The sequence below is a fragment of the Hamadaea sp. genome (assembly GCF_013362815.1).
Classification (GTDB): Bacteria; Actinomycetota; Actinomycetes; order Mycobacteriales; family Micromonosporaceae; genus Hamadaea.
Genome location: NZ_JABFVK010000027.1, coordinates 55053 through 77144 on the forward strand (window position 1 = coordinate 55053; position 22092 = coordinate 77144).

General features: G+C 69.6%; 21 protein-coding genes. 13 read left to right on the forward strand and 8 right to left on the reverse strand.

What is annotated here, in order from left to right:
* Window positions 1-33 precede the first annotated feature (33 nt).
* Window positions 34-1755, reverse strand: coding sequence for a ricin-type beta-trefoil lectin domain protein (locus HOV77_RS15390; protein ID WP_290862760.1), 1722 nt, complete (start codon window positions 1753-1755; stop codon window positions 34-36).
* Between the two features lie 255 nt (window positions 1756-2010).
* On the opposite strand from HOV77_RS15390, the gene HOV77_RS15395 reads away from it, so the two are divergent.
* A complete protein-coding gene (locus tag HOV77_RS15395) occupies window positions 2011-5667 on the forward strand; it encodes an NB-ARC domain-containing protein (RefSeq protein ID WP_290862762.1) in 3657 nt (1218 codons plus the stop codon).
* Between the two features lie 46 nt (window positions 5668-5713).
* Here HOV77_RS15395 and HOV77_RS15400 read toward each other — a convergent pair whose 3' ends face one another.
* Together HOV77_RS15400 and sigJ are read right to left on the reverse strand one after the other, a co-directional pair.
* Complete coding sequence (locus HOV77_RS15400; protein ID WP_290862764.1) at window positions 5714-6583, reverse strand: M23 family metallopeptidase; 870 nt, start codon at window positions 6581-6583, stop codon at window positions 5714-5716.
* Between the two features lie 95 nt (window positions 6584-6678).
* The gene (sigJ, locus tag HOV77_RS15405) at window positions 6679-7557 is read right to left on the reverse strand and encodes an RNA polymerase sigma factor SigJ (protein ID WP_290862766.1); all 879 of its coding nucleotides are present in this window, start codon (window positions 7555-7557) and stop codon (window positions 6679-6681) included.
* A gap of 96 nt (window positions 7558-7653) precedes the next feature.
* On the opposite strand from sigJ, the gene HOV77_RS15410 reads away from it, so the two are divergent.
* From HOV77_RS15410 to HOV77_RS15420, 3 genes are all read left to right on the forward strand, one after another.
* Window positions 7654-7989, forward strand: a complete 336-nt coding sequence (locus HOV77_RS15410; RefSeq protein ID WP_290862768.1) for a cupin domain-containing protein — start codon at window positions 7654-7656, stop codon at window positions 7987-7989.
* A gap of 43 nt (window positions 7990-8032) precedes the next feature.
* On the forward strand, window positions 8033-8926 hold the full coding sequence (locus HOV77_RS15415; protein ID WP_290862771.1) for a universal stress protein: 894 nt from the start codon (window positions 8033-8035) through the stop codon (window positions 8924-8926).
* Window positions 8927-9004: 78 nt separating this feature from the next.
* Entirely contained in the window at window positions 9005-9265 is a 261-nt protein-coding gene (locus HOV77_RS15420) for a hypothetical protein (protein WP_290862772.1), read from the forward strand.
* 18 nt (window positions 9266-9283) lie between these two features.
* On the opposite strand, the gene HOV77_RS15425 is transcribed toward HOV77_RS15420, so the two are convergent.
* Genes HOV77_RS15425 through HOV77_RS15440 form a run of 4 tightly spaced genes read right to left on the reverse strand, consistent with a single transcriptional unit; the run spans window position 9284 to window position 12697 of the window.
* Window positions 9284-10477, reverse strand: coding sequence for an ABC transporter permease (locus tag HOV77_RS15425; protein WP_290862774.1), 1194 nt, complete (start codon window positions 10475-10477; stop codon window positions 9284-9286).
* The gene (locus tag HOV77_RS15430; protein WP_290862801.1) at window positions 10471-11127 is read right to left on the reverse strand and encodes an ABC transporter ATP-binding protein; all 657 of its coding nucleotides are present in this window, start codon (window positions 11125-11127) and stop codon (window positions 10471-10473) included. Before HOV77_RS15430 ends, HOV77_RS15425 begins: the two co-directional genes overlap by 7 nt.
* A gap of 5 nt (window positions 11128-11132) precedes the next feature.
* Window positions 11133-12212: a peptidoglycan-binding protein gene (locus HOV77_RS15435; protein ID WP_290862776.1), complete on the reverse strand. Its 1080-nt coding sequence runs from the start codon at window positions 12210-12212 to the stop codon at window positions 11133-11135.
* Window positions 12209-12697 carry a hypothetical protein gene (locus HOV77_RS15440; protein ID WP_290862778.1) on the reverse strand — a complete coding sequence of 163 codons (489 nt, stop codon included), beginning with the start codon at window positions 12695-12697 and terminating at the stop codon, window positions 12209-12211. The genes HOV77_RS15435 and HOV77_RS15440 overlap by 4 nt, the downstream gene beginning before the upstream one ends.
* A 148-nt stretch (window positions 12698-12845) precedes the next feature.
* Between HOV77_RS15440 and HOV77_RS15445 the strand changes: the two genes are divergently transcribed.
* The 8 genes from HOV77_RS15445 (at window position 12846) to HOV77_RS15480 (ending at window position 21143) form a co-directional block, all read left to right on the forward strand.
* A complete protein-coding gene (locus HOV77_RS15445; RefSeq protein ID WP_290862779.1) occupies window positions 12846-13502 on the forward strand; it encodes a response regulator transcription factor in 657 nt (218 codons plus the stop codon).
* Window positions 13502-14668: a HAMP domain-containing sensor histidine kinase gene (locus tag HOV77_RS15450; RefSeq protein ID WP_290862781.1), complete on the forward strand. Its 1167-nt coding sequence runs from the start codon at window positions 13502-13504 to the stop codon at window positions 14666-14668. Before HOV77_RS15445 ends, HOV77_RS15450 begins: the two co-directional genes overlap by 1 nt.
* Before the next feature lie 108 nt (window positions 14669-14776).
* Window positions 14777-15250 carry a MarR family winged helix-turn-helix transcriptional regulator gene (locus tag HOV77_RS15455; RefSeq protein WP_290862783.1) on the forward strand — a complete coding sequence of 158 codons (474 nt, stop codon included), beginning with the start codon at window positions 14777-14779 and terminating at the stop codon, window positions 15248-15250.
* Between the two features lie 51 nt (window positions 15251-15301).
* Window positions 15302-16711, forward strand: a complete 1410-nt coding sequence (locus tag HOV77_RS15460; RefSeq protein WP_290862785.1) for an MFS transporter — start codon at window positions 15302-15304, stop codon at window positions 16709-16711.
* Window positions 16712-16739: 28 nt separating this feature from the next.
* A complete protein-coding gene (locus HOV77_RS15465; RefSeq protein WP_290862787.1) occupies window positions 16740-17315 on the forward strand; it encodes a TetR/AcrR family transcriptional regulator in 576 nt (191 codons plus the stop codon).
* Window positions 17308-18753: a nitrilase-related carbon-nitrogen hydrolase gene (locus HOV77_RS15470; RefSeq protein ID WP_290862789.1), complete on the forward strand. Its 1446-nt coding sequence runs from the start codon at window positions 17308-17310 to the stop codon at window positions 18751-18753. Before HOV77_RS15465 ends, HOV77_RS15470 begins: the two co-directional genes overlap by 8 nt.
* A gap of 10 nt (window positions 18754-18763) precedes the next feature.
* Window positions 18764-20026 (forward strand): MFS transporter, encoded by a 1263-nt coding sequence (locus HOV77_RS15475; protein ID WP_290862791.1) that lies wholly within the window; start codon window positions 18764-18766, stop codon window positions 20024-20026.
* A 4-nt stretch (window positions 20027-20030) separates the two neighbouring features.
* On the forward strand, window positions 20031-21143 hold the full coding sequence (locus HOV77_RS15480; RefSeq protein ID WP_290862793.1) for a hypothetical protein: 1113 nt from the start codon (window positions 20031-20033) through the stop codon (window positions 21141-21143).
* On the opposite strand, the gene HOV77_RS15485 is transcribed toward HOV77_RS15480, so the two are convergent.
* Window positions 21140-21547, reverse strand: a complete 408-nt coding sequence (locus HOV77_RS15485) for a MarR family transcriptional regulator (protein ID WP_290862795.1) — start codon at window positions 21545-21547, stop codon at window positions 21140-21142. The genes HOV77_RS15480 and HOV77_RS15485 overlap by 4 nt on opposite strands.
* A 188-nt stretch (window positions 21548-21735) precedes the next feature.
* Between HOV77_RS15485 and HOV77_RS15490 the strand changes: the two genes are divergently transcribed.
* Window positions 21736-22092: ABC transporter transmembrane domain-containing protein (locus tag HOV77_RS15490; protein WP_290862797.1), on the forward strand; the 357-nt coding region annotated here is incomplete at its 3' end.

Consider the following 22092-nt stretch of genomic DNA (forward strand, 5'->3'; position numbering starts at 1 on the left):
CCTGCGCAGCGTCACAGTGAGGGTGTGCAGCTGTCAGGACAGGGCGAACTTCTGGGCCGCGGAGCCGTTGCAGTCCCAGATCTGCAGCCGGGTCCCGTTCGCCGTGGCACCGCTGGGCGAGTCCAGGCACCGGCCCGATTGCGGATTACGCAACGACCCGTCCGCCTGCTGCTGCCACACCTGCGCCCCGGTGCCGTTGCAGTCGTACAACTGCACCTGAACACCGTTGCCCGTGCCCCCGGCGACCACATCCAGACACCGGCCCAACGTGCGTACCCCACCGTTGGCCAGCCGATACCAATGCTGATCCACCGCACCGGCCTGACAATCCCACAACTGCACCGCGGCGTTGTTCACCCCGATGTCATCCCCGGCCACATCCACACACTTGCCACCCGGGCCCACCACCGGCCCACCACCGTCGACCGAGAACTTCTGCGCCGCACTGCCGTTGCAATCCCAGATCTGCAACCGGGTCCCGTTCGCCGTCGAGCCACTGGGCGAGTCCAGACACCGGCCCGACTGCGGATTACGCAACGACCCGTCCGCCTGCTGCACCCACTTCTGCCCGCCGACACCGTTGCAATCCCACAACTGCACCTGAACACCCTGCCCGGTCCCGTTGCCCACGATGTCCAAGCACCGGCCCAACGTCGACAACGACAAATCCGCGTTGTGCCGCCAATGCTGATCCACCGCAGACCCCTGGCAGTCCCACAGATCCACCGCCGTACCCGCACCACCGTTGTCATCACCGATCACGTCCACACACTTGCCACCCGGACCCGTGACCGTCCCCGACGCCGCCGGAATCGAACCACCGCCACCGGTGCTCGTCGCGTACGCCGCGACGTAGTCGACGATCATCGGCACGCCCGACTGGGTGGCGGCCGTCGGCCCACCGCCGAACGCGGCCGGGAAGGAACCGCCGATCGCCACGTTGAGGATCATGAAGAATCCGTGATGCGTGGCGTTGTTCCAGGTAGTGGCGTCGACCTGGTTCGAGTAGACGGTGAAGAAGTTGTTCCCGTCGAGATACCAGCGGATCTGTTCGGGTGACACGCTGCGGTCGAGCTCCATGGCGTACGTGTGGAAGCCGGTCTGGCAGCCGCCGCAGGCCCGCTCGCCGCTGCCCAGGCCGGTGTACTCGTTGCACGGGCCACCCGGCGCGACACCACAGTGGAGGGTCGCGAACTCCGAGCTGCGGCCGTTGATGTCCTCCATGAGGTCGATCTCGCCGATGCCCGGCCAGCCCGTCGCGCCGGTCCCGCGGGCGGCCGCGCCGAGGGACCAGAACGCGGGCCAGTACCCGGCCGCGGCCGCGCCACTGACGTTGGGCTGCTGAAGCGACGCCTCGAAGCGCAGCTTGCCACCGGCCGGAGCGGCGAAGTCGGTACGCTGGGTCTCGATCCGGCCGCTGGTCCAGTTGCCCGCGCCGTCGCGGATCGGCTTGATGACGAGGTGGCCCGCGCCGTCCTGGTAGACGTTCTGCGTGCTGTTCGTCATGTACTCGATCTCGCCGGTGCCCCAGTTGGCCGCGCCGCCCGGGTAGCCGGTGCCGATGTCATAGAGCCAGTTCGCCGTGTTGACGCCGGTGTTGGCGCCGCCGCCGAAGTCGTCGGCGAACAGCTGGGTCCAGCCGGCGGGCGCCGGGGGAGCAGCCGTCGCGGTACCGGCCGAACTCGCGACGAGACTCGCGGCGGCCAGCGCGAGGACGGCCGCGCCGGCCCGTGCGCGAGAAACCTGTGTGGCCATGAAGGCGCCTCTCTGAAGTGTAGGGACGGGGCGTGAGAGCGCTCTCACGGGCATCGTGCCGCACTGAAAAGAGACTTGTCAATACACGGCTGACCTAGGCCCTCCCATGGGATGTGCCGTCCCGTGTCGGATGCGCGATTTCGCCCGCAGGCCCATGGACAGCGCCGAGCGACCCCGTACGCCGTCCCCCCATCAGGGGCCTGAGCCGAGCGTCCGGGCGTACCGCCGTCCTCAAAGGAGTTCCACACTCGGGGCATGATGCGAGCGGCGGCTCTCTGGCTGGTCCAGCGAATCTTCCCGATCATGGCGACCTTGCTGGTCGGTGTGACGGCTCTGCTGTGGCTGCCGTTCTGGCTGGATCTCCTGCGGCTGGTGTTCCCCGCCCGGGGCATCGGCCTGGTGCTGGACTGGGTGAGCGATCTCGGCCCGATCGGGCTGGCCGCCGGAACCTTCGTCCAGCTGGAGCGTTGGCGCCGAGCGTACGACCGGCGGCAGGCCCTGGCGGTCCAGCCGGATGTTCAGTCGACCGTCGAGCGCCCCGACGAGTTGGAGGCGATCGTTGCGGGAGTCGTCGGCCCGTCGCCCAGCGGGAAGGTCGCGACCACCGTCGGTCTGACCACCGGCGTACACGGGGCGGGTGGCTTCGGGAAGACGACATTGGCCCGGATGGTGTGCGCCGACCCACGCATCCGTACGCGGTTCGCCGGGAACGTCACGTGGGTGACGTTGGGCCGCGACGTCGTCGGCAACGCCGACCTCGCCGCGAAGGTGAACGAAGTCATCGTCCAGGTCGGACCGCCCGACGTGGTCGCCGCCTCGACCGATGCGGCCGAGGCCGGTCGGCATCTGGCCGCCGTTCTGTCGCAGGGCCCACCGCGACTGCTGGTGATCGACGACGTGTGGCGGCTGCGTCAGCTCGAACCGTTCTTGTTGGGCGCCAAGCACTGCGTACGCCTCGTGACGACGCGTAACCAGGAACTCCTCGTCGGGCGGGGACTGTCGGTCAAGGTCGACCAGATGACCGACGGACAGGCCCGGCGGCTGCTGACCACCGGTCTGACCGCCCCCATCGAGGCGCAGGTCGCGGATGGCCTGCTCGACGCGACCGGCCGTTGGGCGCTGCTCCTCAGTCTGGTCAACCGCATCCTGGCCAGCGCCGAACAGACCGGCGTACGCGATCTTTCGGCGTATGCGTCGGAACTCCTCGCGCGGATCGAGACGCGCGGACCCGCAGCAGTCGACGCGATCGGCGACCGAGGACGCGGCCTGGACGTGACCGATTCGCGGCAGCGGGCGGAGGCGGTGCAGGCGACCGTGACCGCGAGCACCGGGTTGCTGGAACCCGACGAGCTGGTGCGCCTGCGCGAATTGACGATCTTCGCCGAGGACGAGGCGATTCCGCTGGACCTCATCGGACGGTTGTGGGCGGCGACCGCGGGTCTGGCCGAAATGGACACCCGAGCACTGTGCCGCCGCCTGTCCGGGCTCGGGCTGATCACGCTGGCCCCCGACGACGGTGGGCGGGTGGGACTGCACGACGTGCTCCGCGATTATCTGCGCCAGTCCATTCCCGCGGTGGATCTGCCCGCCCTGCACGAGCGTCTCCTGGAGATCGTCTCCGCCGACCTGCCTGCGCTGGACGGCGAAATCCCCTGGTGGCGGCTCGAAACGCAACACCGCTACCTGTGGGATCACGTGGTCGAGCACGTGCGTGGGGCGTCGGGACCCGAAGCGGCCGAGCGGCTGGCGACCGATCTGCGCTGGGCGACCGCGCGTCTGTTGCGGTCCGGCCCGGAGGCGCCGCAGGCGGATCTCGTCATGGCGGGCACGCCGCGTGCGCTCCGGATGCGCGAGGTGTGGGGGCACAACACGCACGTTCTCGCGCCGACCAAGCCGCCGGAGTCCGTCACCGACATTCTCATCGCGGTTCTCGCGGGCGACCCCGACTGGGCGAGCCAGGCCGCGATCCTCCGGGTGGGCGAGGACTCCCGGCCGAGGCTGCGACTGCGCGATCCGTTCCCGCCCGCCCCGTTCGGCCTGCGGTTCGCGCTGGCCGGTCCGGGCCCCATGGTGTACGCGTTGGGCAGCGCACCGGACGGTAAGTGGTTGGCGGCCGCCCGAGGCGCGGTCGTGTCCATCTGGGACTCCGAGACGGGGCTGGAGCGTGGTGCGTTCAAGTACGACAGCTGGTTCTTGACGCCGATCCGGATCGGTCCCGATGGCACCTGGCTCGCCGCCGCGTACGCCGACAATCCGGCGCGAATCTGGGACGTCGCGACCGGACAGGTGACCTTGGAGTACACCGGGCACAAGGCACGAATCTCGGAGATGGTCGTCGACCCGCGCGGGCGTTGGGTGGCGACCGTGGACCACCAGGGGCTGCTACGAGCCTGGGACCACGAGAAGGGCACCAACCTCCTACGGGCGTCGGGAGTCACCACGCTGGCGACCATGCCGGACGGGCGGCTGGTCTACGGCGGTATGAACGGCGAGATCAGGCACTCGGGCGTACCGTTCACGTGGCAGCAGCCGTTGTTCCGTGGGCACTCCGGCGCCATCTCGCAGATCACAGTCGCTCCAGACGGAACCTGGTTCGCCAGCATCGGCAGCGACGAGACGGTACGCATCTGGGACGTGGCGACCACCAGCGAACGCGCGCGGATCACCGTCTGGGCGTCGACGGTCGCTGCCTCGCCCGACAGTCGCACGCTCTACATCGGGGCCTCGCTGGAGGGCGGGCTGAAGAGCTACGACGCAAGCACCGGGGAGCTGCTCCAGACCTTCACCGGCCACAGTGGAGCGATCTACGTAATCGAGTTCGCCCCGGACGACAGCTGGTTCGTTTCGGCCGCTGACGACGGCACCCTCCGGTTCTGGGATCGCGACACGGGTCGGCCGCGGGGAATCCTGCCGGGACATTCCCGGTGGGTCGGCGACGTCGTCGTCGGTCCGGACTGGCTCGCCAGCTCCAGTGTGGACGGCACCGTACGCGTCTGGGACCCCGCCGCGGTGCGGGCTCCGGATGCCGAGCCGGTGCACGCCGTCGCGACGGCGGCGGTGTCACCCGACGGGCGTACGGCGATGCTGGGCACTCACTCCGGTCGCACCGTGACTGTCTATGACCTCGATGACTTGGGCGAGTCGACCCGCGAGCTCGGCCGGCCCGAGGCGCTGGCGATCTCCGACGGTGCGACGCTGACCGTGCACACCGAATTCGGCAAGAAGGGGCTGTGGCTGACCGGTTCGGACGAGCCGGTCTCGCTCGACGAGCAGGCCGAACGAGGGCGGGCGGTCTTCTCCGACGACAATCGGCTCGTAGCCGTGGTGGGGCAGGACCAGCGGCTGGCCATCTGGGACTGCGAAACCCGGGAGACGGTGTTCGAGCGTCCGGAGGTGCGGGCGGCCGCCTTCTTTCCCGGTCGGCGCGCGGTCTTCTTCGCCACGACGGACGACAAGGGCGTGGCGGTCGAGCTCGACGACTCGACCATCGGGGAATACGGGCCGTACCCCACCCAGATCGACGCCGTCGCGGTCGCTCCGGTCACGGAGTTCATCGCCGCCGCCGACGGCGCAGGCTACGTCTGGCTCTTCTCGACCCGCACCGACGCGGCCGGCCACCTCGAAGGCTTCGACGAGCCGATTCAGGCGCTGGCCTTCGACCCCACCGGACTCCTGCTCGTCGCCGGCGGACTTCACGGACTCGTCGCAGTGTGGGACATCCGGTCAGGCCAGCCGATCGCCGTGTTCCGATTCGCCGACGCGATTCTCGCGGTTTCCTGGAACGAGGACGGGATCGTCGCGGTGAGCTACGGCGGCGTACATCGGCTCGACCTGCTCGGCTGGCCGCCACCTGCGCCGCCTTCGCCGTCGGTGGAAGCCGGGCCTTCGGCGGAAGCCGGGCCCGCTGCGTAGGCCGGGCGGGACTGATCCCGCCCGGCGCTCAGCTGCCGGAGACGCGTCAGCCGCAGTGCTCGAAACCGCTGGTGTAGCTCGTGCTGCCGACGGAGCCGCCCCACTTCACACATACGCCGGGCGCACTGCGCTTCACCGGACCGGCGTAGTAGCCGAAGCTGCCGGAGTCCGTCGTGCGAGTCGATCCCTCGGGTTCGAGGAAGGCCGAGACCGCGCTCGGAGTGCCGACGCTGACGTACTTCAGCGTGACGACGCAGTTGTAGCCGTTGCTGGAGTTGTAGGTGAGGAAGACCTTGCCGACCGTGCCGAGGGCGGCGGAGTCGACGACGTCGTAGCCACTGCCGCAGACCTCTTCGGCGGTGTACGGGTTCGAGCTTCCGCAGCCGTTGGTGCTGCTGATGGCCTTCTTCTGGCCGAGTGACACGGTGACGCCCTCGACGGTCGGGCTGGTGTCGACCGCCCCGCCCGAGGTGCGCTGCTCGTAGTGCAGGTGCGGCGCGCTCGAGTTGCCGGTCGAGCCGACATTGCCGATCTTGGTGCCCTGGCCGACGGACTTGGACGTCCCGGCCGACTGCACCATCGAGGAGAGGTGGGCGTACCGGGTGCTGGTGCCGTCACTGTGGATGATCTCCACCCACAGGCCGTAGCTCGTGCTTCCGGCGTTCTTGAAGTACGCCGTGCCTGCGGCGGTCGCGCGTACGGTCTCACCGTTGATCGCGTCGGTGCCGTAGCTCTGCCAGTCGATCGCGCCCGACGGGCTGTGGCCGGGGGTCCAGTTGTTGGCGTAGAACGTCTTGCCGCAGTCGAACGGCGACTTGTGGGAGATCGCCGCGTGCGCCGGGGTGCTGGGTAGCAGAACGGTCATCAGGGCGGCCGCGGCGATGGCCAGGCCGCCCGCGAGGGTCCGTCGTTTCATGGGACATTCCCCTTCATGTTTGCGCCGGTAGGTGCGCTCATGAAGGGGAATGTATGATCGTCCGTTACACGTTTCCTACAGCTCGGCTACAGACCCTAGGCCCATGGCTTCAGCTTCTCCGGGTTGCGGACGGCGTACAGGCGGCTGATCCGGTCGCCGGCGAACTCGAACGCCATGACCGTCGTCGTCACGCCGCCCTCCAGCACCACCAGGCCGGGCTGCCCGTTGACCGTACGCGCAACAAGAGTCAAGTCGGGCAGCTGGGTGGTGATCGACAGGAGGCCACGGGCGATCTCCTCGGCGCCCTCGATCGGCTCCAGCTTTGCGGTGACGATGCCGCCGCCGTCGGCGATGGCGACCGCGTCCGGGTCGAGCAACCCGATGAGCGCGCCGATGTCCTTGGCCTCCCAGGCGGCTTGGAAATCCCGGACGAGGTCGGCCCGCTCGGCGACGGAGGGCGCGGCGTTCGGCGTACGCGAGTTGCGGATGCGCCGCCGAGCCGAGGAGGCCAGCTGACGACAGGCCGCCGGCGTACGCCCGACGATGTCGGCCACTTCAGGGAAGGGATAGCGGAACACGTCGTGGAGGATGAAGGCCACCCGCTCGGCCGGAGTCATCGACTCCAAGACGACCAGGAAGGCGAGGTTGACCGACTCGTCGAGGGTGATCCGATCGGCGGGGTCGGTCGGCGTGGCCGACTCGGCCTGCTCCGGCAGCGGCTCGGGCAGCCATTCGCCGACATAGCGCTCCCGGCGTACGCGGGCGGAGCCGAGCACGTCGAGGCAGATCCGGCTGGCCACCCGGGTCAGCCAGGCGGCCGGGTTCTCGATCTCGTCCCGCTGCCCGGCCGGCAACGCGTACCACCGGGCGTAGGTCTCCTGCACGATGTCCTCGGCGTCGGCGAGCGAACCGAGCATCCGGTACGCGAGATTGATCAGCTGCCGGCGCTCGTTCATGACCAGGCTCAACTCCACGCTGTTACCCCCTTCCCCCGTTCGACGAGACAGGCCCGCCAGGTGTGAGGCCCACACTATCCCCGATGTTGATCATCACCGGCGTACGCTTCGACGATGCGGATCATCGAGGGAGCGGGACGGTGGGTCGCGCCGGCCCCGGGCACGGCGAACGACTGGGTCGAGAACCTCCGGGTGCCCGACTTGTCCGTCGGGACCTACTGCATCCCGGCCGGCGGGGTGGACGACCAGAGCCCGCACACCGAGGACGAGATCTACGTGGTTACGAGCGGGCGGGCGCGCATCGTCACGCCCGGCGGCGACGCCGAGGTCGGGCCGGGCGCGGTGATCTTCGTCCCGGCCGGTGAGGAGCACCGGTTCACCGACGTCACCGAGGACCTCACGCTGCTCGTGGTGTTCGGCCCGGCGTACGGGTCGCGCGGGAACGCGTAGCCGGACCGCCCCGCAACCGTTGGGGACGGTAAAGGGGGAAATCATGACCACGCTGCCCGTCGTCGCCGGGGTGGACGGATCGCCGGAGAGTCTCACCGCCGTCGAGGTGGCCGCCCGGGAGGCCGCGCTGCGCGGCGTACCGCTGCGGATCGTGCACGGGTTCATCTGGCCCCAGATGCGCAACGTCCCGCTGGGTCCGTCCGCGCTCGGTCCGCAGGAGGGCGGGCTCGAGAACCAGGCACGCCAGATCGTCGCGGACGGTGTCGCGGCCGCGCGTGCCGCCGCGCCGGACACCGACGTCACGGGCGAGGTCATCACCGGGTCCGCGGCCCAGGCGCTCATTCGCGCCTCGGGGGGCGCGTCGCTCCTGGTCGTGGGCGACCGCGGGCTCGGTGCGTTCGCCGGGCTGCTCGCCGGCTCGGTCTCCATCCACGTCGCGGCTCACTCCGCGTGTCCAGTCCTGGTGGTACGCGGCCAGACCGACCCGGTCGCGCCGGTTCTGCTCGCCGCCGACGGGTCGCCGGCCGGAGACGCCGCCGTCGGCTTCGCGTTCGAGGCGGCCGAGTTGCGCAAGGTTCCCCTGTGGGTGCTGCACGCGTGGTGGAACCCGACGGCGGAAGCGTCCACGGAGATGCAGCCGCTGATCTTCGACGAGTCGGTCGCGCGGGAGAACGAGGAGCGGATCATCGCCAACGCGCTGGCCGGATGGCGCCCGAAGTTCCCCGGCGTCGACGTGCGTACGCAGATCGTGCACGGCCGCGTACGCCGGACGATCGTCGAGGCGACCGAACAGGCGCAGTTGGCCGTGCTGGGCAGCCGGGGCTTCGGCGGCTTCAAGGGGATGCTGCTCGGCTCGGTCAGCCAGGCGGCGCTCTACCACTCGTCCTGCCCGGTCGTCATCGTGCCGGGCGCGACGAGTGGTAGAGCCGGGACTTAAGTCCCTATTGAGGTGACGTCGAGCCTGGCACAATGACGGCGACCTCACGACTGTCTAGAGTGGACATGGGAGTTCTCGGTGGCGCGCACGATCGCCTTGCGCATCGCGTACGCAGTCGTCGCGGCGTTGCTGACCTGTGGAGCCTGGATCGTCGCCACCACGCACGACGGGATGGTCCGCGGAATCGTGGTCGCGGCCGCTCTCCTGGTCGTCACCGCGACGACCGCCGGGCACGTGTTGCTGACCGCCGCCGACGTACGCCGTGAGCTCGCCGACGCCGAGCGCCGGATGGCCGCCGCGATCACCAAGGCGCTACAGCCCGAGTCGTCCGACGGCTGACCCCGGCAGCCGGAAGCCTCAGGGGGAGGCGAGCGCCGCAGTAGGCGAAAGCCGGGCGGCGCGGACAGCGGGGTAGAGCCCGGCCAACCCGCCGATGACCAGCGTCGCCCCGGCCCCGCCGAGCGAGACCCAGGCGGGCACCACCGTCGGCCACCCCTGATATGCGGCGTACGCCCCGGTCACCAGGATGCCGAGGGCGACGCCACCGGCCCCGCCGAGCAGCGAGAGCAGCAAGGATTCGGCAAGGAACTGCAGTCGGATCTGTCCCCGGGTGGCCCCGAGCGAACGGCGTAACCCGATCTCGGCCCGCCGTTCGAGGACGGAGATGACCATCGTGTTGGCCACGCCGACCCCGCCGACCAGGAGCGCGACCGCACCCAAGCCCAGCAGCAGGCCGTTGAGCGTCGCATCGGTCGCCTGCTTGGCGGCCAGCGCGTCGGACGGCCGGGACACCTTGACCTCGTTGGGCGCGGCGGGGTTTGCCGTCGCGGCCAGCACCGCCTGCACGTCGTTGACGGCGCGCTCGTCCGATCTCGTGTACACCGTGGTCGCGTACCCGTCGAAATGCAGTCTGGTCGTCGCGACCGGCCACCCGACGACGGCGGCCGTGTCGAGCTCGGGGGCGAGCGCGACCGGGGTGAGCAGCCCGACCACCGTGAACCATTGACCGCCCAGCCAGACCTGTTCGCCGGGGGCGGTGACGCCGAGCCGTTCGGCGGACTTCGCGCCGAGCACGACGGCCGGGTAGGTCGCGGTGGCGTCGTTGAGGAAGACGCCGGCGGAGATCGTCGCGCCGACCGCCGTTGGCAGATCCGTACGCCCGGCGAGCACAGCGATGCCCCCGGACTGCCCGGACGGGATCTTGTCGTTGCGGTAGACGTGCGTGTTCGGCACCTTGCCGGTGGCGGAGACGTCGGTGACGGCTGCGATCTGGCCGATCATGTCCTCGGCCTCGGCCGGGAGGTGGGAGTCGTCGCCGAACAGGCTCTGCCCGGGGCCGACCGTGAGCAGGTTGGTCCCGAGCGCGGCGAGCTGCCGGTTCAGGTCCTCGCGGCTGGACGCCGAGATCCCGACGACCGCGATCATCGCCGCGATGCCGATGGCGATCCCGAGGGCGGACAGGAACACCCGCAACGGCCGCGTACGCAGCCCGGCCCCGCCGACCCGAAGAACATCCCGGGGCCGCAGCCGGGCGGGAGCGAGCGTCACCATACGACCACCCGCCCGTCCTTCATCTGCACCTGACGCGGCAGCGACGCGGCGATCTCCCGGTCGTGCGTGATCACCACGATCGTGGTGCCCGCGTCGTGCAACTCGCCGAGCAGCGCCATCACGCCTGCTCCGGCAGCTGAGTCGAGGTTCCCGGTCGGTTCGTCCGCCAGGAGCAACGGCGGTTCACCGACCACCGCGCGGGCGATCGCCACCCGCTGTCGTTCACCGCCGGAGAGTTCGTGCGGCTCATGGTCCAGCCGATGACCCAGTCCCACTCGCTGAAGCGCCCGATCGGCCAGTTCGCGACGGCGGGCGAGCGGCACGCCGGTGTAGAGCAGTCCATCGGCGACGTTGTCCATAGCGGACACTCCCGGCGCGAGATGGAACTGCTGGAAGACGAAGCCGAGCGTACGCGCTCGCAAGGCGGACAGCTGCCGATCGGTGAGCCGGTCGAGCCGATGGCCGTCGATGGTGACCGTGCCGGTCGTCGGGCGGTCGAGCGCTCCGATGAGGTGCAGCATCGTCGATTTGCCCGAGCCGGACGGCCCGACGATCGCCACGAACTCGCCGCGGTCGACGCGCAGGTTCACCTCGTCGACCGCGACGACACCGCCGGGATAGGTCTTCGAGACGTCGTCGAGTTCCACCACCGCGCTCACTTCGGGACTCCCACGGTCATGCCCTCGGTCACATCGCCGCCGGTCAACTCGACTTTTCCAGCCGCGAACAGTCCCGTCTTGACCGCTGCGTACCGCGTGCCGGAAGCGTCCACGACGAGCACGCCGTAACCGCCTTGCTGCAGGGCGACCAGTGCGCCGACCGGCACGGTCAGCACGTTCTTGTGCTGGTCGGCGACGAGCACGACGTCGACCGGGGCTTCGTCCAGGGTGCCCAGCTTCTGCTGGTCGGCGACGCTGACCACCACGTCGATCGTGGTGGTGGAGGTCTGGTTCGCGCCGTTTCCGCTGGTCGCCTTGGTCGCGACCGTGCCGACGCTCGCCACCGTGCCGGCCACGGCCGTCCCGCCCGGCAAGGTGATCTGGGCGGACACACCTTTGTGGACCAGCTGCTGGTCGGCCACGTCCAGCGCCACCGTCACCACTCTCGTCATCCCCGTGTACGCCAGAAGCGGCCCGGTGGCGGCCGAACCCGGCTCGGTCTTGTGCTCGGCGATCCGGATCTGGCCCGGCGCGACGACGACTCGGGACACCTCGACCCGGCCGGTCTCCGGCAGCCCCAAGTCCTCCTGCCATCGCCGTACCGCGTCCGCAGTGGACGAGGTGAACTCGTCGTCCACCGTGAAACCGCTGTAGCCCAACGCCTTGAGGTTGCTCTCCAGCGTCTTGACGTCGTCGCCGTCGAGCCCGGTCGTCAGCGCCCGGTAGAACGGCGTACTGCCGTAGAGGAGTACCACCGGCTGAGCGTCCACTTTATACACTGGTTTGCCCCGGCCGACCGTGGAACCCTCGGGTGCCAGCCAGGTGAGCGTACCGGCCGGGCCCTTGGCGCTGACCGTCGTCGAGTCGCCGTAGCCGAGCGTACCGCTGACGGTTTTGGTCTCCGTCAACGTCTCACGGGTGACCGGGGCGGTCGCGGGTGGCTGATGCGCCCCAGCGGAGGGAGTCTGCGTACCGCCGCCGAATCCGAAGGCTGCCGCGGCCGCCACCCCGGCGACCAGCACCGCGCCGCCCGCTCCGGCCGCTGTGCGTACGCGGCGTCGCCGCCGGGCGCTCACGAACGCGCTCCGAGACTGGGGAAGACGGCGGTCAGCTTGTCCTGGCAGGCCTCCATCGCCTGCTGGAACGCCGGGCTGGTCCGGTCGAGCTTGCCGAGCGCGCCGCCGAAGCCGCCGCCGTTGGGATCCGGGTCGGGCATGTCCACGCCGTGGTCTCGCATGCACTGGGCGAACACCCGCAACTGCTCCATCTGGTTCGCATCGAGCGAACCCAGCAACCCGGCGGGCAGCAGGTTCTGGCATTTCTTCACGGCGGCCTGGAACTGCGGCGTGCCCGCGAGCGCCGGATCGAGATCGGGCCGCCCCGTGCTGGGATCGGGATCGCCGACCGGTACGCCGTTGTCCCGCATGCACTGGGTGAACTTCATCATGTCGGCGGCCGACGGGGAGGCGCTCACGGTCGGAGTCGCGCTCCCGTCGCTCTTGCCGCACCCGGTCAGCGCCAGCGCGAATGCGACCGCGCCGATAAGGATCATCCTTCTCATGCGGCCCAGTAGACCGAGCGCTCGATAACCCCCGCGTAACTCGCAGCGCCAACGGGCGGCGCTAGCGGGCGGGGCGGCCGAGTTACGGCGGCGTTATCCGAGACCGGGCACCATGGAACGGCCCGACCCGCCCGGCAAAGGGGACGTAATGCGCATACTGGTGGTAGAGGACGAAACCATCCTTGCCGACGGCATAGCCGAGTGGCTGCGCCGCGAGGCGTTGGCGGTCGACGTCGCGTACGACGGGGACGCCGCGCTGGAACGCCTAGGGGTCAACGACTACGACGTCCTCGTCCTCGATCGTGATCTCCCGATGGTGCACGGCGACGACGTCTGCCGAGCCGTCGTGGAGTCCGACGCCACCACGCGCATCCTCATGCTCACCGCGGCGGCCGCCGTACGCGATCGAGTCGCCGGACTGTCCCTCGGCGCAGACGACTATCTGGCCAAGCCGTTCGCCTTCGCCGAGTTGTCGGCTCGGGTCCATGCGCTGGCCCGGCGGGCCCGGCCGGCCGCGCCGCCCGTATTGTCCCGATCCGGCGTCACGCTCGATCCGGCGCGACGGGAGGTTTCCCGTGACGGTCAGCCGATCGCGTTGGCCAACAAGGAGTTCGCCTTGCTCGCCGAGTTGCTGCGCGCCGACGGCACGGTCGTCAGCGCGGAATACCTCCTGGAGAAGGTCTGGGACGAGAACATCGACCCGTTCACGAACGTCCTGCGAGTCACGATGATGAAGCTGCGCCGCAAACTCGGTGATCCACCCGTCGTCGAGACGGTGGCCGGCGCGGGATACCGGGTGCTGTGATGAGCCGCTGGAGTCTTCGCGTACGCCTGACCGTCCTCTACGGCGGCCTGTTCGTGCTCGCCGGCGCACTGCTGCTGGGCGTCACCTACTTCCTGGTCGAGCGCAGTCTCGACGCCCGGATGGGAGCCAGCGCGGGCAACCTCGACTTCCGCCCGAAGACCCTGGACAGCCTCGGGACGATCGAGGTCAACGGCCAGAAGATCAACATCCCGCAGGCGATCATCGATTACCGGGCGCAGCAGGAGCAATTCCGCCGCGACACCCTCGATTCCCTCGTGACCGGGGGAGCGATCGCGCTCGCCGGGGTCGGCGTCGTGGCGGGCGCGTTCGGCTGGCTCGTCGCGGGCCGGGCCTTGCAGCCGCTCAGCCGGATCACCGAGACCGCCCGGCGGATCGCCGGTGCGCCGGATCGCGGGCTGCACGAGCGAATCGCCTTGGCCGGGCCGAAGGACGAGGTCAAAGAGCTGGCGGACACCTTCGACACGATGATGGAACGACTCGACCGGTCCTTCGACGGGCAGCGGCGGTTCGTCGCCAACGCCTCCCACGAGCTGCGTACGCCGCTCGCCCTCAACCGGGCCCTGGTGGAGCTCGCCGTCAGCCGTCCCGACGCCGTACCCCAGACCCGTCAGCTCGGCGAGTCCCTGCTGTCGGTGAACGAGCGGCACGAACGGCTCATCGACGGGCTGCTCACGCTGGCCGAGAGCGAGACGGCGGTCGTCGAGACCGTCCCGGTGGACCTGGCCGAAGTAGCCCAGCACGTGCTGGACCAGGCGTTGGTGGCCGACCGGAAGGTCTCGGCCCAGCTGCGTACGGCGCCGACGACCGGCGATCCCGTACTGCTGGAACGACTCGCCCAGAACCTCGTGGAGAACGCGATCCGGCACAACTTGCCCGAGGACGGTTGGCTGTCGGTGCATACGGCCACGATCGACGGCCAGGCGCAGCTCGTGGTGGAGAACTCCGGTCCCGTCGTGCCCAAGTACGAGATCGAGACGCTGTTCCAGCCGTTCCGCCGGATGCGGCACGAGCGTACCGCCGAACGAGGGTTCGGCCTCGGCCTGTCGATCGTGCGGGCGGTCGCCCGAGCCCACGGCGGCGAGGTGACCGCCGAACCCCGTACGCGCGGCGGCCTCACCGTCACGGTCACCCTCCCCGCCAGCTAAGCGCTGGATCAGGGTTCACGGTCGAATCATGGGTCAAGATTCGACCCGGAACCCTGATCCAGCGCACAAAGAAGGCCGGAAGATAATCTGCAACGGTACGATTGAGGCATGACCGCCATGGCCCCGAACCGCACCGCCCCGGATCTGTCGTTCTTCCTGGATCACACCAGCCACGTCCTGCGTACGCGGATGGCGGCCGAGCTGGCCGAGATCGGGCTCACCGCGCGGATGCACTGCGTTCTCGTGCATGCCCTGGAGGAGGAGCGTACGCAGATCCAGCTGGCCGAGCTGGGAGATATGGACAAGACCACCATGGTCGTCACGGTCGACGCGCTGGAGAAAGCCGGGCTGGCCGAACGCCGCCCGTCGTCGACCGATCGCCGGGCCCGGATCATCGCGGTGACTCCGGCCGGGGCGAAGCTGGCCCACCGCAGTCAGGCGATCGTCGACCGGGTGCACGAGGAGGCGCTCGGCTCGCTGCCGGCCAAGGAGCGCGAGGTCTTCCTGCGGGCGATGGAACGCCTGGTCGAGGGGCATCTGGCAGAGCCGGTGGAGAACACGGCGCGTCGCGCTCGCCAGTAAACATCCGCAAGAAGATTGTCTGTAACGGAACTATCCGCTACAGTCCATCTTATGTCTCGACGTTGGATCGCTCTCGGCGTACTCGCCACCACCATGCTCATGACGATCCTTGACGGCAGCATCGTCACGGTCGCGATGCCGGCCATCGCGGAGGATCTCGGCTTCACTCCGGCCGGGCTTAGCTGGATCGTCAACGCATACCTCATTGCCTTCGGCAGCCTGTTGCTGCTCGCCGGGCGACTGGGCGATCTGCTGGGCCGCCGCCGGCTCTTCTTCGCGGGGACGGCGCTGTTCACCGCGGCCTCGCTGCTCGCGGGGGCGGCGACCACGCCGGCTGTCCTGATCGCCGCCCGCTTCCTGCAAGGCGTCGGCAGCGCCACCGCCACCGCGGTCAGCCTCGGCATCCTGGTCACGCTGTTCACCGACGCCCGCGAACGGTCCCGGGCGATCGCGGTCTACAGCTTCACAGGCGCGGCCGGGGCGGCGATCGGCCAGGTCGCGGGTGGTCTGCTCACCGACGCCCTCGGCTGGCACTGGATCTTCCTCATCAACCTGCCCATCGGGGTCGCCGCGCTGCTCGCGGCTCGCACACTCCCGGCCGATCGGGGGCTCGGGCTCGCCGCCGGCGCGGACGTCCTCGGGGCGCTGCTGGTCACCGGCGGCCTGGTACTGGGCATCTACGCGGTGGTCACGGGGCACTGGTCGTGGGCCGGTTCGCTCGCTGCGGTGCTGCTTCTGTCCTTTGTGGTACGCCAAAAGACCGCCCGGAATCCGTTGATGCCGTTGCGCATCTTCCGGTCCCGCGAGGTATCCGTCGCCAATGTGGTGCAGGCGCTGACCGTCGCCGCTTGCTTCGCCTTCCAGGTGCTGACCGCGATCTACCTCCAGCGAGTCGCGGGCTACGACGCGACGCAGACGGGACTCGCCATCTTGCCTGCCGCCGTGGTGATCGGGGCGGTGTCGCTCGGGCTGGCCGCCCGGTTGAACGCCCGGTTCGGCGAGCGCAAGGTGCTGCTGACCGGACTGGTGATGCTGATCGTCATGCTGGGCCTGCTCTCGCGGGTGCCCGTGCATGCCGACTACGTCACCCACCTGCTGCTGATCATGCTGCTCGCGGGTGGATTCGGGCTCGTCCTGCCCGCCCTGACGACGCTGGGCATGTCCGGTGCGAAGGCCGACGACGCCGGGCTGGCCTCCGGCGTCTTCAACACGACTCAGCAGATCGGAATGGCGATCGGAGTGGCCGTTCTGTCCACTCGGGCCGCCGCGCGTACGGGGGATCTGCTGAGCGCCGGGCTCGGCGAGCCGGAGGCGCTCACGGGGGGCTACCGCCTCGCGTACGCCATCGGCACGGGCTTGCTGATCGTGGCGCTGCTTTTGGCGTACACGCTGCTCCGAAGCTCGAAGCCGGTGTCCGGCGTGGAGCGAGTGGCGGTCCGGGCGGAAGTTGGGGCTTCCTAAGGCCCGTCTCGATGTGTACGTTGTACACATGGCTCCGGGAACTGCACAACGACTGGCCGACGCCGCCCTCGCGATCTTGATCGCCGAGGGGGCGCCGGCCGTCACCATGCGCCGCGTCGCGGCCGACGCGGGAGTGACCACAATGGCCACTTACCGGCATTTCCCGAACCGCGAGGCGCTGTTGCGGACGGTCGCCGTGGCGGCGCAGCGTGACGTCGCCGCGACCTGGGGGCGGCGCGGCGGGGCGGATTTCGACAGTCAGCTGGCCGGCATGCTCGACGATTTCCTCGATTTCGCGCTCGGCCAGCCGAACCTCTACGGCTTCCTGCTCACCGACGTCAGGGAGGGGGCACGACGCTTCCCCGAGGATTTCGCCGACGGCAGCTCGCCGACGTTCGATCCGCTCGTCCGGGCGATCCGGCACTGGATGGCCGAGGGATACCTGCGCAAAGACGATCCGCTCGAGGTGGCGCTGACCGTGACCTCGAGCGTGCAAGGGATGGTGCAGCAATACCTCGGCGGCCGCATCGGTCTGGCCGAGTCCGACTTCCGGGCGCTGTGCGCCCGCTCGGTGGGGAGAATCCTCAGTGGAATCCGTGGCTAATCGTCGCATGTGGACCGCCGCCGCGTTCGCGGCCACCGCGGTCATGCTGTACTTCGGCACCGGGCTGACGCCGCTTGCGTGGCTTACCTGGTTTGCACCGCTGCCGGTGCTGTTGCTCGCGCCGAAGGTCTCGCTGCGGACGGCGCTGCTGGTCGCGTTCGGCTCCTACCTGGCGAGCACCTCGAACAGCTGGGCCTACTACGCGCATTCGCACGACGTGCCGCTGCCGGCCGGGATCGGCATCAGCCTCGGTTACTCGATCGCCTTCGCCGCCGGGGTGTGGCTGTTCCGGACCTGGGTGCTCCGAGGGCGGCCGTTGCTGGCCGCCGTGTCGGTGCCCGCGGTCTGGGTCGCGCTGCTCTACCTCTCCGCGTCGGTGAACCCCACCGGCATCAGCGGCACGCTCGCCGGGTCGCAGGTCGGCGTACCGGTCGTGCTGCAGACGGCTTCGGTCGCCGGGGCCTGGGGCGTCGAGTTCCTCGTCATGCTGGCTCCGGCCTTGCTCGCCGCGCTGCGCTTTGCTCCCGTACGCGTCACCGCCGTCACGGTGGCCCTCACGGTGCTGGTCGGTGGATTCGGTCTGCTGCGGCTGTCGGCCAGTTCGTCGGCACCGGCTCCACGGGTCGCCGCGATGGTGCACGACACCGCGCCGTGGGGCGTCGACATCACCTCCCCGGAAGGTGCTCGTCTGCTGGAGGCGTATGCCGGAGCGATCGGGGCGCTGCCGGCCGACGTGACCACGGTCGTGCTCCCGGAAGCCGCCTTCGGCGTGGACGACAATTCGCTGCCTACCTTGCGGGACAAGGTGATCACGCTGGCGGCCGCGCAGAAGCGGACGGTCGTCGTCGGTTACCTGCGCCGCTCCGGCGGTCACAAGTACAACGAGTTGCTCGCCGTACCGGGTGACGGCCAGCCGCCGGTCAGCTATCTCAAGCACCACGATCTCGAGAGCGTCCTCGGCTCGGACCTCGTCTTCGTCCCCGGTACGCACACCGCCCTCGCGATCTGCATGGACGTGAATTTCCCCGACCCCGCACGCGATTACGCCGCCGCCGGGGCGACGATGCTACTGATCCCGGCGGCCGACAACGACGAGGACGGCTGGCAGCACGCCCACACCGCCGTGCTGCGTGGCGCCGAGAACGGGCTGTCCGTGGTCTGGGCCGGCCGCTTCGGAACGGCGATGATCGCCGACGGGCGCGGCAGGGTGCTGGCCGAACGCCACGTCGGCACCTCCGACGACATCACCGTCGTCGTCGCGGCGGTCCGGCCGGGTTCGGGCGACACGCCGTACACCAAGATCGGGAACTGGGCCGCCTGGCTCGCGATCGCGCTGACCGTCGTCGCGGCCGGCCTGCTGATTCGCCGCCGGCATATGGCCGAGACGTCGATCGCCGGGGGCTCGGAGCAGCCCGTCCGGGAGGAAGCCCGCGTGTAACGTACGCCCAATGATCACCGGCTCGCTCGTCTCCCCGGAAGCGGTCGAAGCCGAGGCGAGCGGGCGGTGGCGGCGGGATTTCCGCTGGCGGTGGGCCGCCCAGGCGGCGAGCGAGACGGGCAGCGCGGTCGGCTATTCGGCGCTGCCCATCGTCGCCGTCCTGGTGGTGAACGCCACCGACTTCCAGGTCTCCCTGCTGTCGGTGCTGTCGTCCGTGGTGAGCGCCGTGCTCGCGCTTCCGCTGGGGCCGTGGATCGAGTACCACCGCAAACGGCCGATCATGATCGGGGCCGACGTCTTCCGATTCGTGGCGGTCGGCTCGATCCCGGTCTCGGCGTACTTCGGGTGGCTGACGTATGGGCAGCTCTGTGCGGTGGCCATCGCCCAGATGGCGGCGCTGCTCGCCTTCAACGCCGCCAGCACGGCCGATCTGCGTACGCTGGTCCCGGTCGCGCATCGGGCCGAGGCGAACAGCCGGTTCGAGACGACACTGTGGACGGCGTACACCCTCGGCCCGCCCGTGGGCGGTGCGCTGATCTCGGCGGTGGGCGCGGCCGCCTCGATGGCCGTCGACGCCGTCAGCTTCCTCGCCTCCGCGTTCGGCATCAGCCGCGTACGCACACCCGAGCCGCCGCCACCCCAGCGGTCGAAGGATCAGCACTGGTCGCGAGACCTCGTCGCCGGATGGCGATACATCCTGCGGCACCGGGGACTGTCCGCGCTGTTCTGGAACTCCCTCGTCTTCGGCGGCTGCATCATGGGATCGTCGCCGCTGATCACCGTGTTCATGCTGCGCGACCTCGGCTTCGAACCCTGGCAGTACGGCGTGTCCTTCGGGCTGTCCGCAATCGCGGGGATCGCCGGTTCGCTGCTCGTCAAGCCGATCCTCAGCCGGTTCCCTCAGCATCGCGTGCTGCTGGTCGTGGGGGTCGGGCGCAATCTGTGGCTCGGCCTGATCCCGTTCGCCGTCGCGGGGACCACCGGGTTCGTCCTCATCACGCTGTCGGAGTTCCTGCTGTTGTTGTTCGTCGGCGTGTTCAACCCGACCTTCGCCACCTACCGGATGAACGCCACCGACGACCAGCACATGGCTCGGGTCTCCGTCGCCTGGTCGATCAGCACCAAGATCGCCCAACCGGTGTTCATCGCCGCCGCCGGCACGCTCGCCGCGGTCACCAGCGCGCGTACGGCGATCATCGTGTGCGCGGTGCTCCTGATCGCGTCGTCTGTGCTGCTCCCGTGGCGTGGCGACCAGCCCGGTGTGGGACGATGACCTTGTGCAGCCGGACCCACTAGCGCGGGCTCAGGAGTACGCGTCCAGCGGCGATCATGCCGCCGCCATCCGGCTCGCCCGCGAGGCCGAGAACGCGTACGCGCCCGCCGCGGCAAGCGATCTCGAAGCCGCGACGAACCTCCTCTGGGTCCGCCTGAACCTGGCCCGCTGGCTCGCCGTGCAACGCCAGCCCGACCGGTGGGACGCGCTGACCGTGCTCGACGCGGCCGAGCAGACCTGGCGGGAGCCGATCGTGCAGCGCTCCGAGATGGTCCACCTCCTCGGCGCTGAACTGATGTCGTTGCGCAGCTTCGTCCTGCGGCAGGTCGGCCGGGCCGCCGACGCCCTCGCCGCCGCCGATCAGGCGCTGTTGTTCTTCGCCGATCTGGAGGCGACCGCCCCCGAGGCGCTGGCCGCCGTTGGCCGGGTGCCGATCCTGCTCAACCGGGGTGCGGCGCTGGCCGACCTCGGGCGTACGCCGGACTCGGTCCTGCCGCTCACGCTAGGGCTGGACCTGTTGCGGTCGAGCGGCACAGTGCACCGCGAACTGGAGGCCGAGCTGCTCGTCCTGCGCGGGACCTCGAACACGCTGCTCGGCCGGTTCACCGAGGCCGAACAGGACGAGACCGAGGCGATCACGCTGACGCGGGCGCAGCCGACCCGGGCGGCCCGTCATCTGCTGGCGGCCGCGCTCAACAACTACGCCACCACGCTGACCCGGATGCGTCGCCTGGACGAGGCGCTCGCGTCGGTGGGGGAGGCGATGGGCGTCCTGCGAGAGGTCGACGGCGAACCCACGACCGCCTTCCAGCGCCGCCGCTGGGGAATTCCACTGTCGACAGAGGCGGAGATCCTACTGGCGCTGGGTCGCCGCGAAGACGCCGCCCGGTCCGCTCGGCTGGCCGAACCCATCATGCGCGAGTACGCCGAAGAGCTGCCGGACCTGGTGGCCGGTTCGCTCGCCAACGTCTGCCTGCTCATCGGTGACGCCGAGGACGATCTCGCGTACGCGCAAGAGGCGTACCAGCGGTTCTCGGAGTTGACGGATCGGTTCCCCGGGCGTTACGACTACTGGTGGCGGCGGTCGGCCGACGTGGTGGCCCGCCTGACGAGTTAGTCCTGCAACTTCCGCAGTACGCGTGCCAGGTCGGCGCGGTCTGTCGGACTCAGCTCGCTGAACTGGCGCTCGCCCTCGGCCTGCTGAGCCTTCTGCACTGCAGACGCGAGCGCCGTGCCCGCCTCGGTCAGCGTGACCAGGATCGCCCGCCGATCGGTGGGATCGGGCAGCCGGGTCACGAGTTCACGAGCCTCCAGATCGTCGACGACCTCGGTGGCTGACCGGGGTGCGATCCGCAGGTGCTCGGCCAGCGCGCTCAGACGCAGCTCACCGTGCCGGTGGAGGCTGGCCAACGCGCGCCATTGCGACGGGGAGATGTTCCAGGGCTCGAGCACCGTCTTGGACCGATGGCGCATTCGGCGCGCAACCGCCCAGAACAGGTCAGTAAGGCTCTCGGGCTCCACCTGGTCAGCGTACCAGCCGGTTGCGCCCTTACCTCATGATGAGGTAACCTCAGTACTAGAGATTTGAGAAGAGAGGTAACCCCTTGGATTTCCCCCTAGACACCGGCCGCCGAGCCGCCCGGGAGAATGGCGGCAAGCAAGCGAAGCCCGGGCGGATCGGCCCAGCTGAAAAGGCCCAGGCTCAGTCCGTGTCCCTGCGTCGCGTCGGCGCCCTGTTCACCGGCGATCGCGGCAAACTCGCGATCGTGGTCGCGATCATCGTGGTCAGCTCGGTGATCGCGATGGCCTCTCCGTTCCTGCTACGCGAAGTCATCGACGTCGCGCTTCCGCACGCCGACTTGACGTTGCTGGTGTGGCTCGTGCTTGGCATGGTGGCCGTGGCCGCCGTCACCTCCGTCCTCGGCGTGGTCCAGACCTGGATCTCGACCGCCGTCGGCCAGCGGATCATGCACCGGCTCCGCACCGAGGTGTTCAGCCACCTGCAGCGGCAGTCGATGGCCTTCTTCACGCGTACGCGGACCGGTGAGGTCCAGTCGCGTATCACC

Bases quoted from the DNA above. Each gene is read 5' to 3' on its own strand.
- HOV77_RS15390 (WP_290862760.1), bottom strand. From the start codon at position 1,755: ATGGCCACACAGGTTTCTCGCGCACGGGCCGGCGCGGCCGTCCTCGCG.
- HOV77_RS15395 (WP_290862762.1), top strand. From the start codon at position 2,011: ATGATGCGAGCGGCGGCTCTCTGGCTGGTCCAGCGAATCTTCCCGATC.
- HOV77_RS15400 (WP_290862764.1), bottom strand. From the start codon at position 6,583: ATGAAACGACGGACCCTCGCGGGCGGCCTGGCCATCGCCGCGGCCGCC.
- HOV77_RS15410 (WP_290862768.1), top strand. From the start codon at position 7,654: ATGCGGATCATCGAGGGAGCGGGACGGTGGGTCGCGCCGGCCCCGGGC.
- HOV77_RS15415 (WP_290862771.1), top strand. From the start codon at position 8,033: ATGACCACGCTGCCCGTCGTCGCCGGGGTGGACGGATCGCCGGAGAGT.
- HOV77_RS15425 (WP_290862774.1), bottom strand. From the start codon at position 10,477: ATGGTGACGCTCGCTCCCGCCCGGCTGCGGCCCCGGGATGTTCTTCGG.
- HOV77_RS15440 (WP_290862778.1), bottom strand. From the start codon at position 12,697: ATGAGAAGGATGATCCTTATCGGCGCGGTCGCATTCGCGCTGGCGCTG.
- HOV77_RS15445 (WP_290862779.1), top strand. From the start codon at position 12,846: ATGCGCATACTGGTGGTAGAGGACGAAACCATCCTTGCCGACGGCATA.
- HOV77_RS15450 (WP_290862781.1), top strand. From the start codon at position 13,502: ATGAGCCGCTGGAGTCTTCGCGTACGCCTGACCGTCCTCTACGGCGGC.
- HOV77_RS15455 (WP_290862783.1), top strand. From the start codon at position 14,777: ATGACCGCCATGGCCCCGAACCGCACCGCCCCGGATCTGTCGTTCTTC.
- HOV77_RS15460 (WP_290862785.1), top strand. From the start codon at position 15,302: ATGTCTCGACGTTGGATCGCTCTCGGCGTACTCGCCACCACCATGCTC.
- HOV77_RS15465 (WP_290862787.1), top strand. From the start codon at position 16,740: ATGGCTCCGGGAACTGCACAACGACTGGCCGACGCCGCCCTCGCGATC.
- HOV77_RS15475 (WP_290862791.1), top strand. From the start codon at position 18,764: ATGATCACCGGCTCGCTCGTCTCCCCGGAAGCGGTCGAAGCCGAGGCG.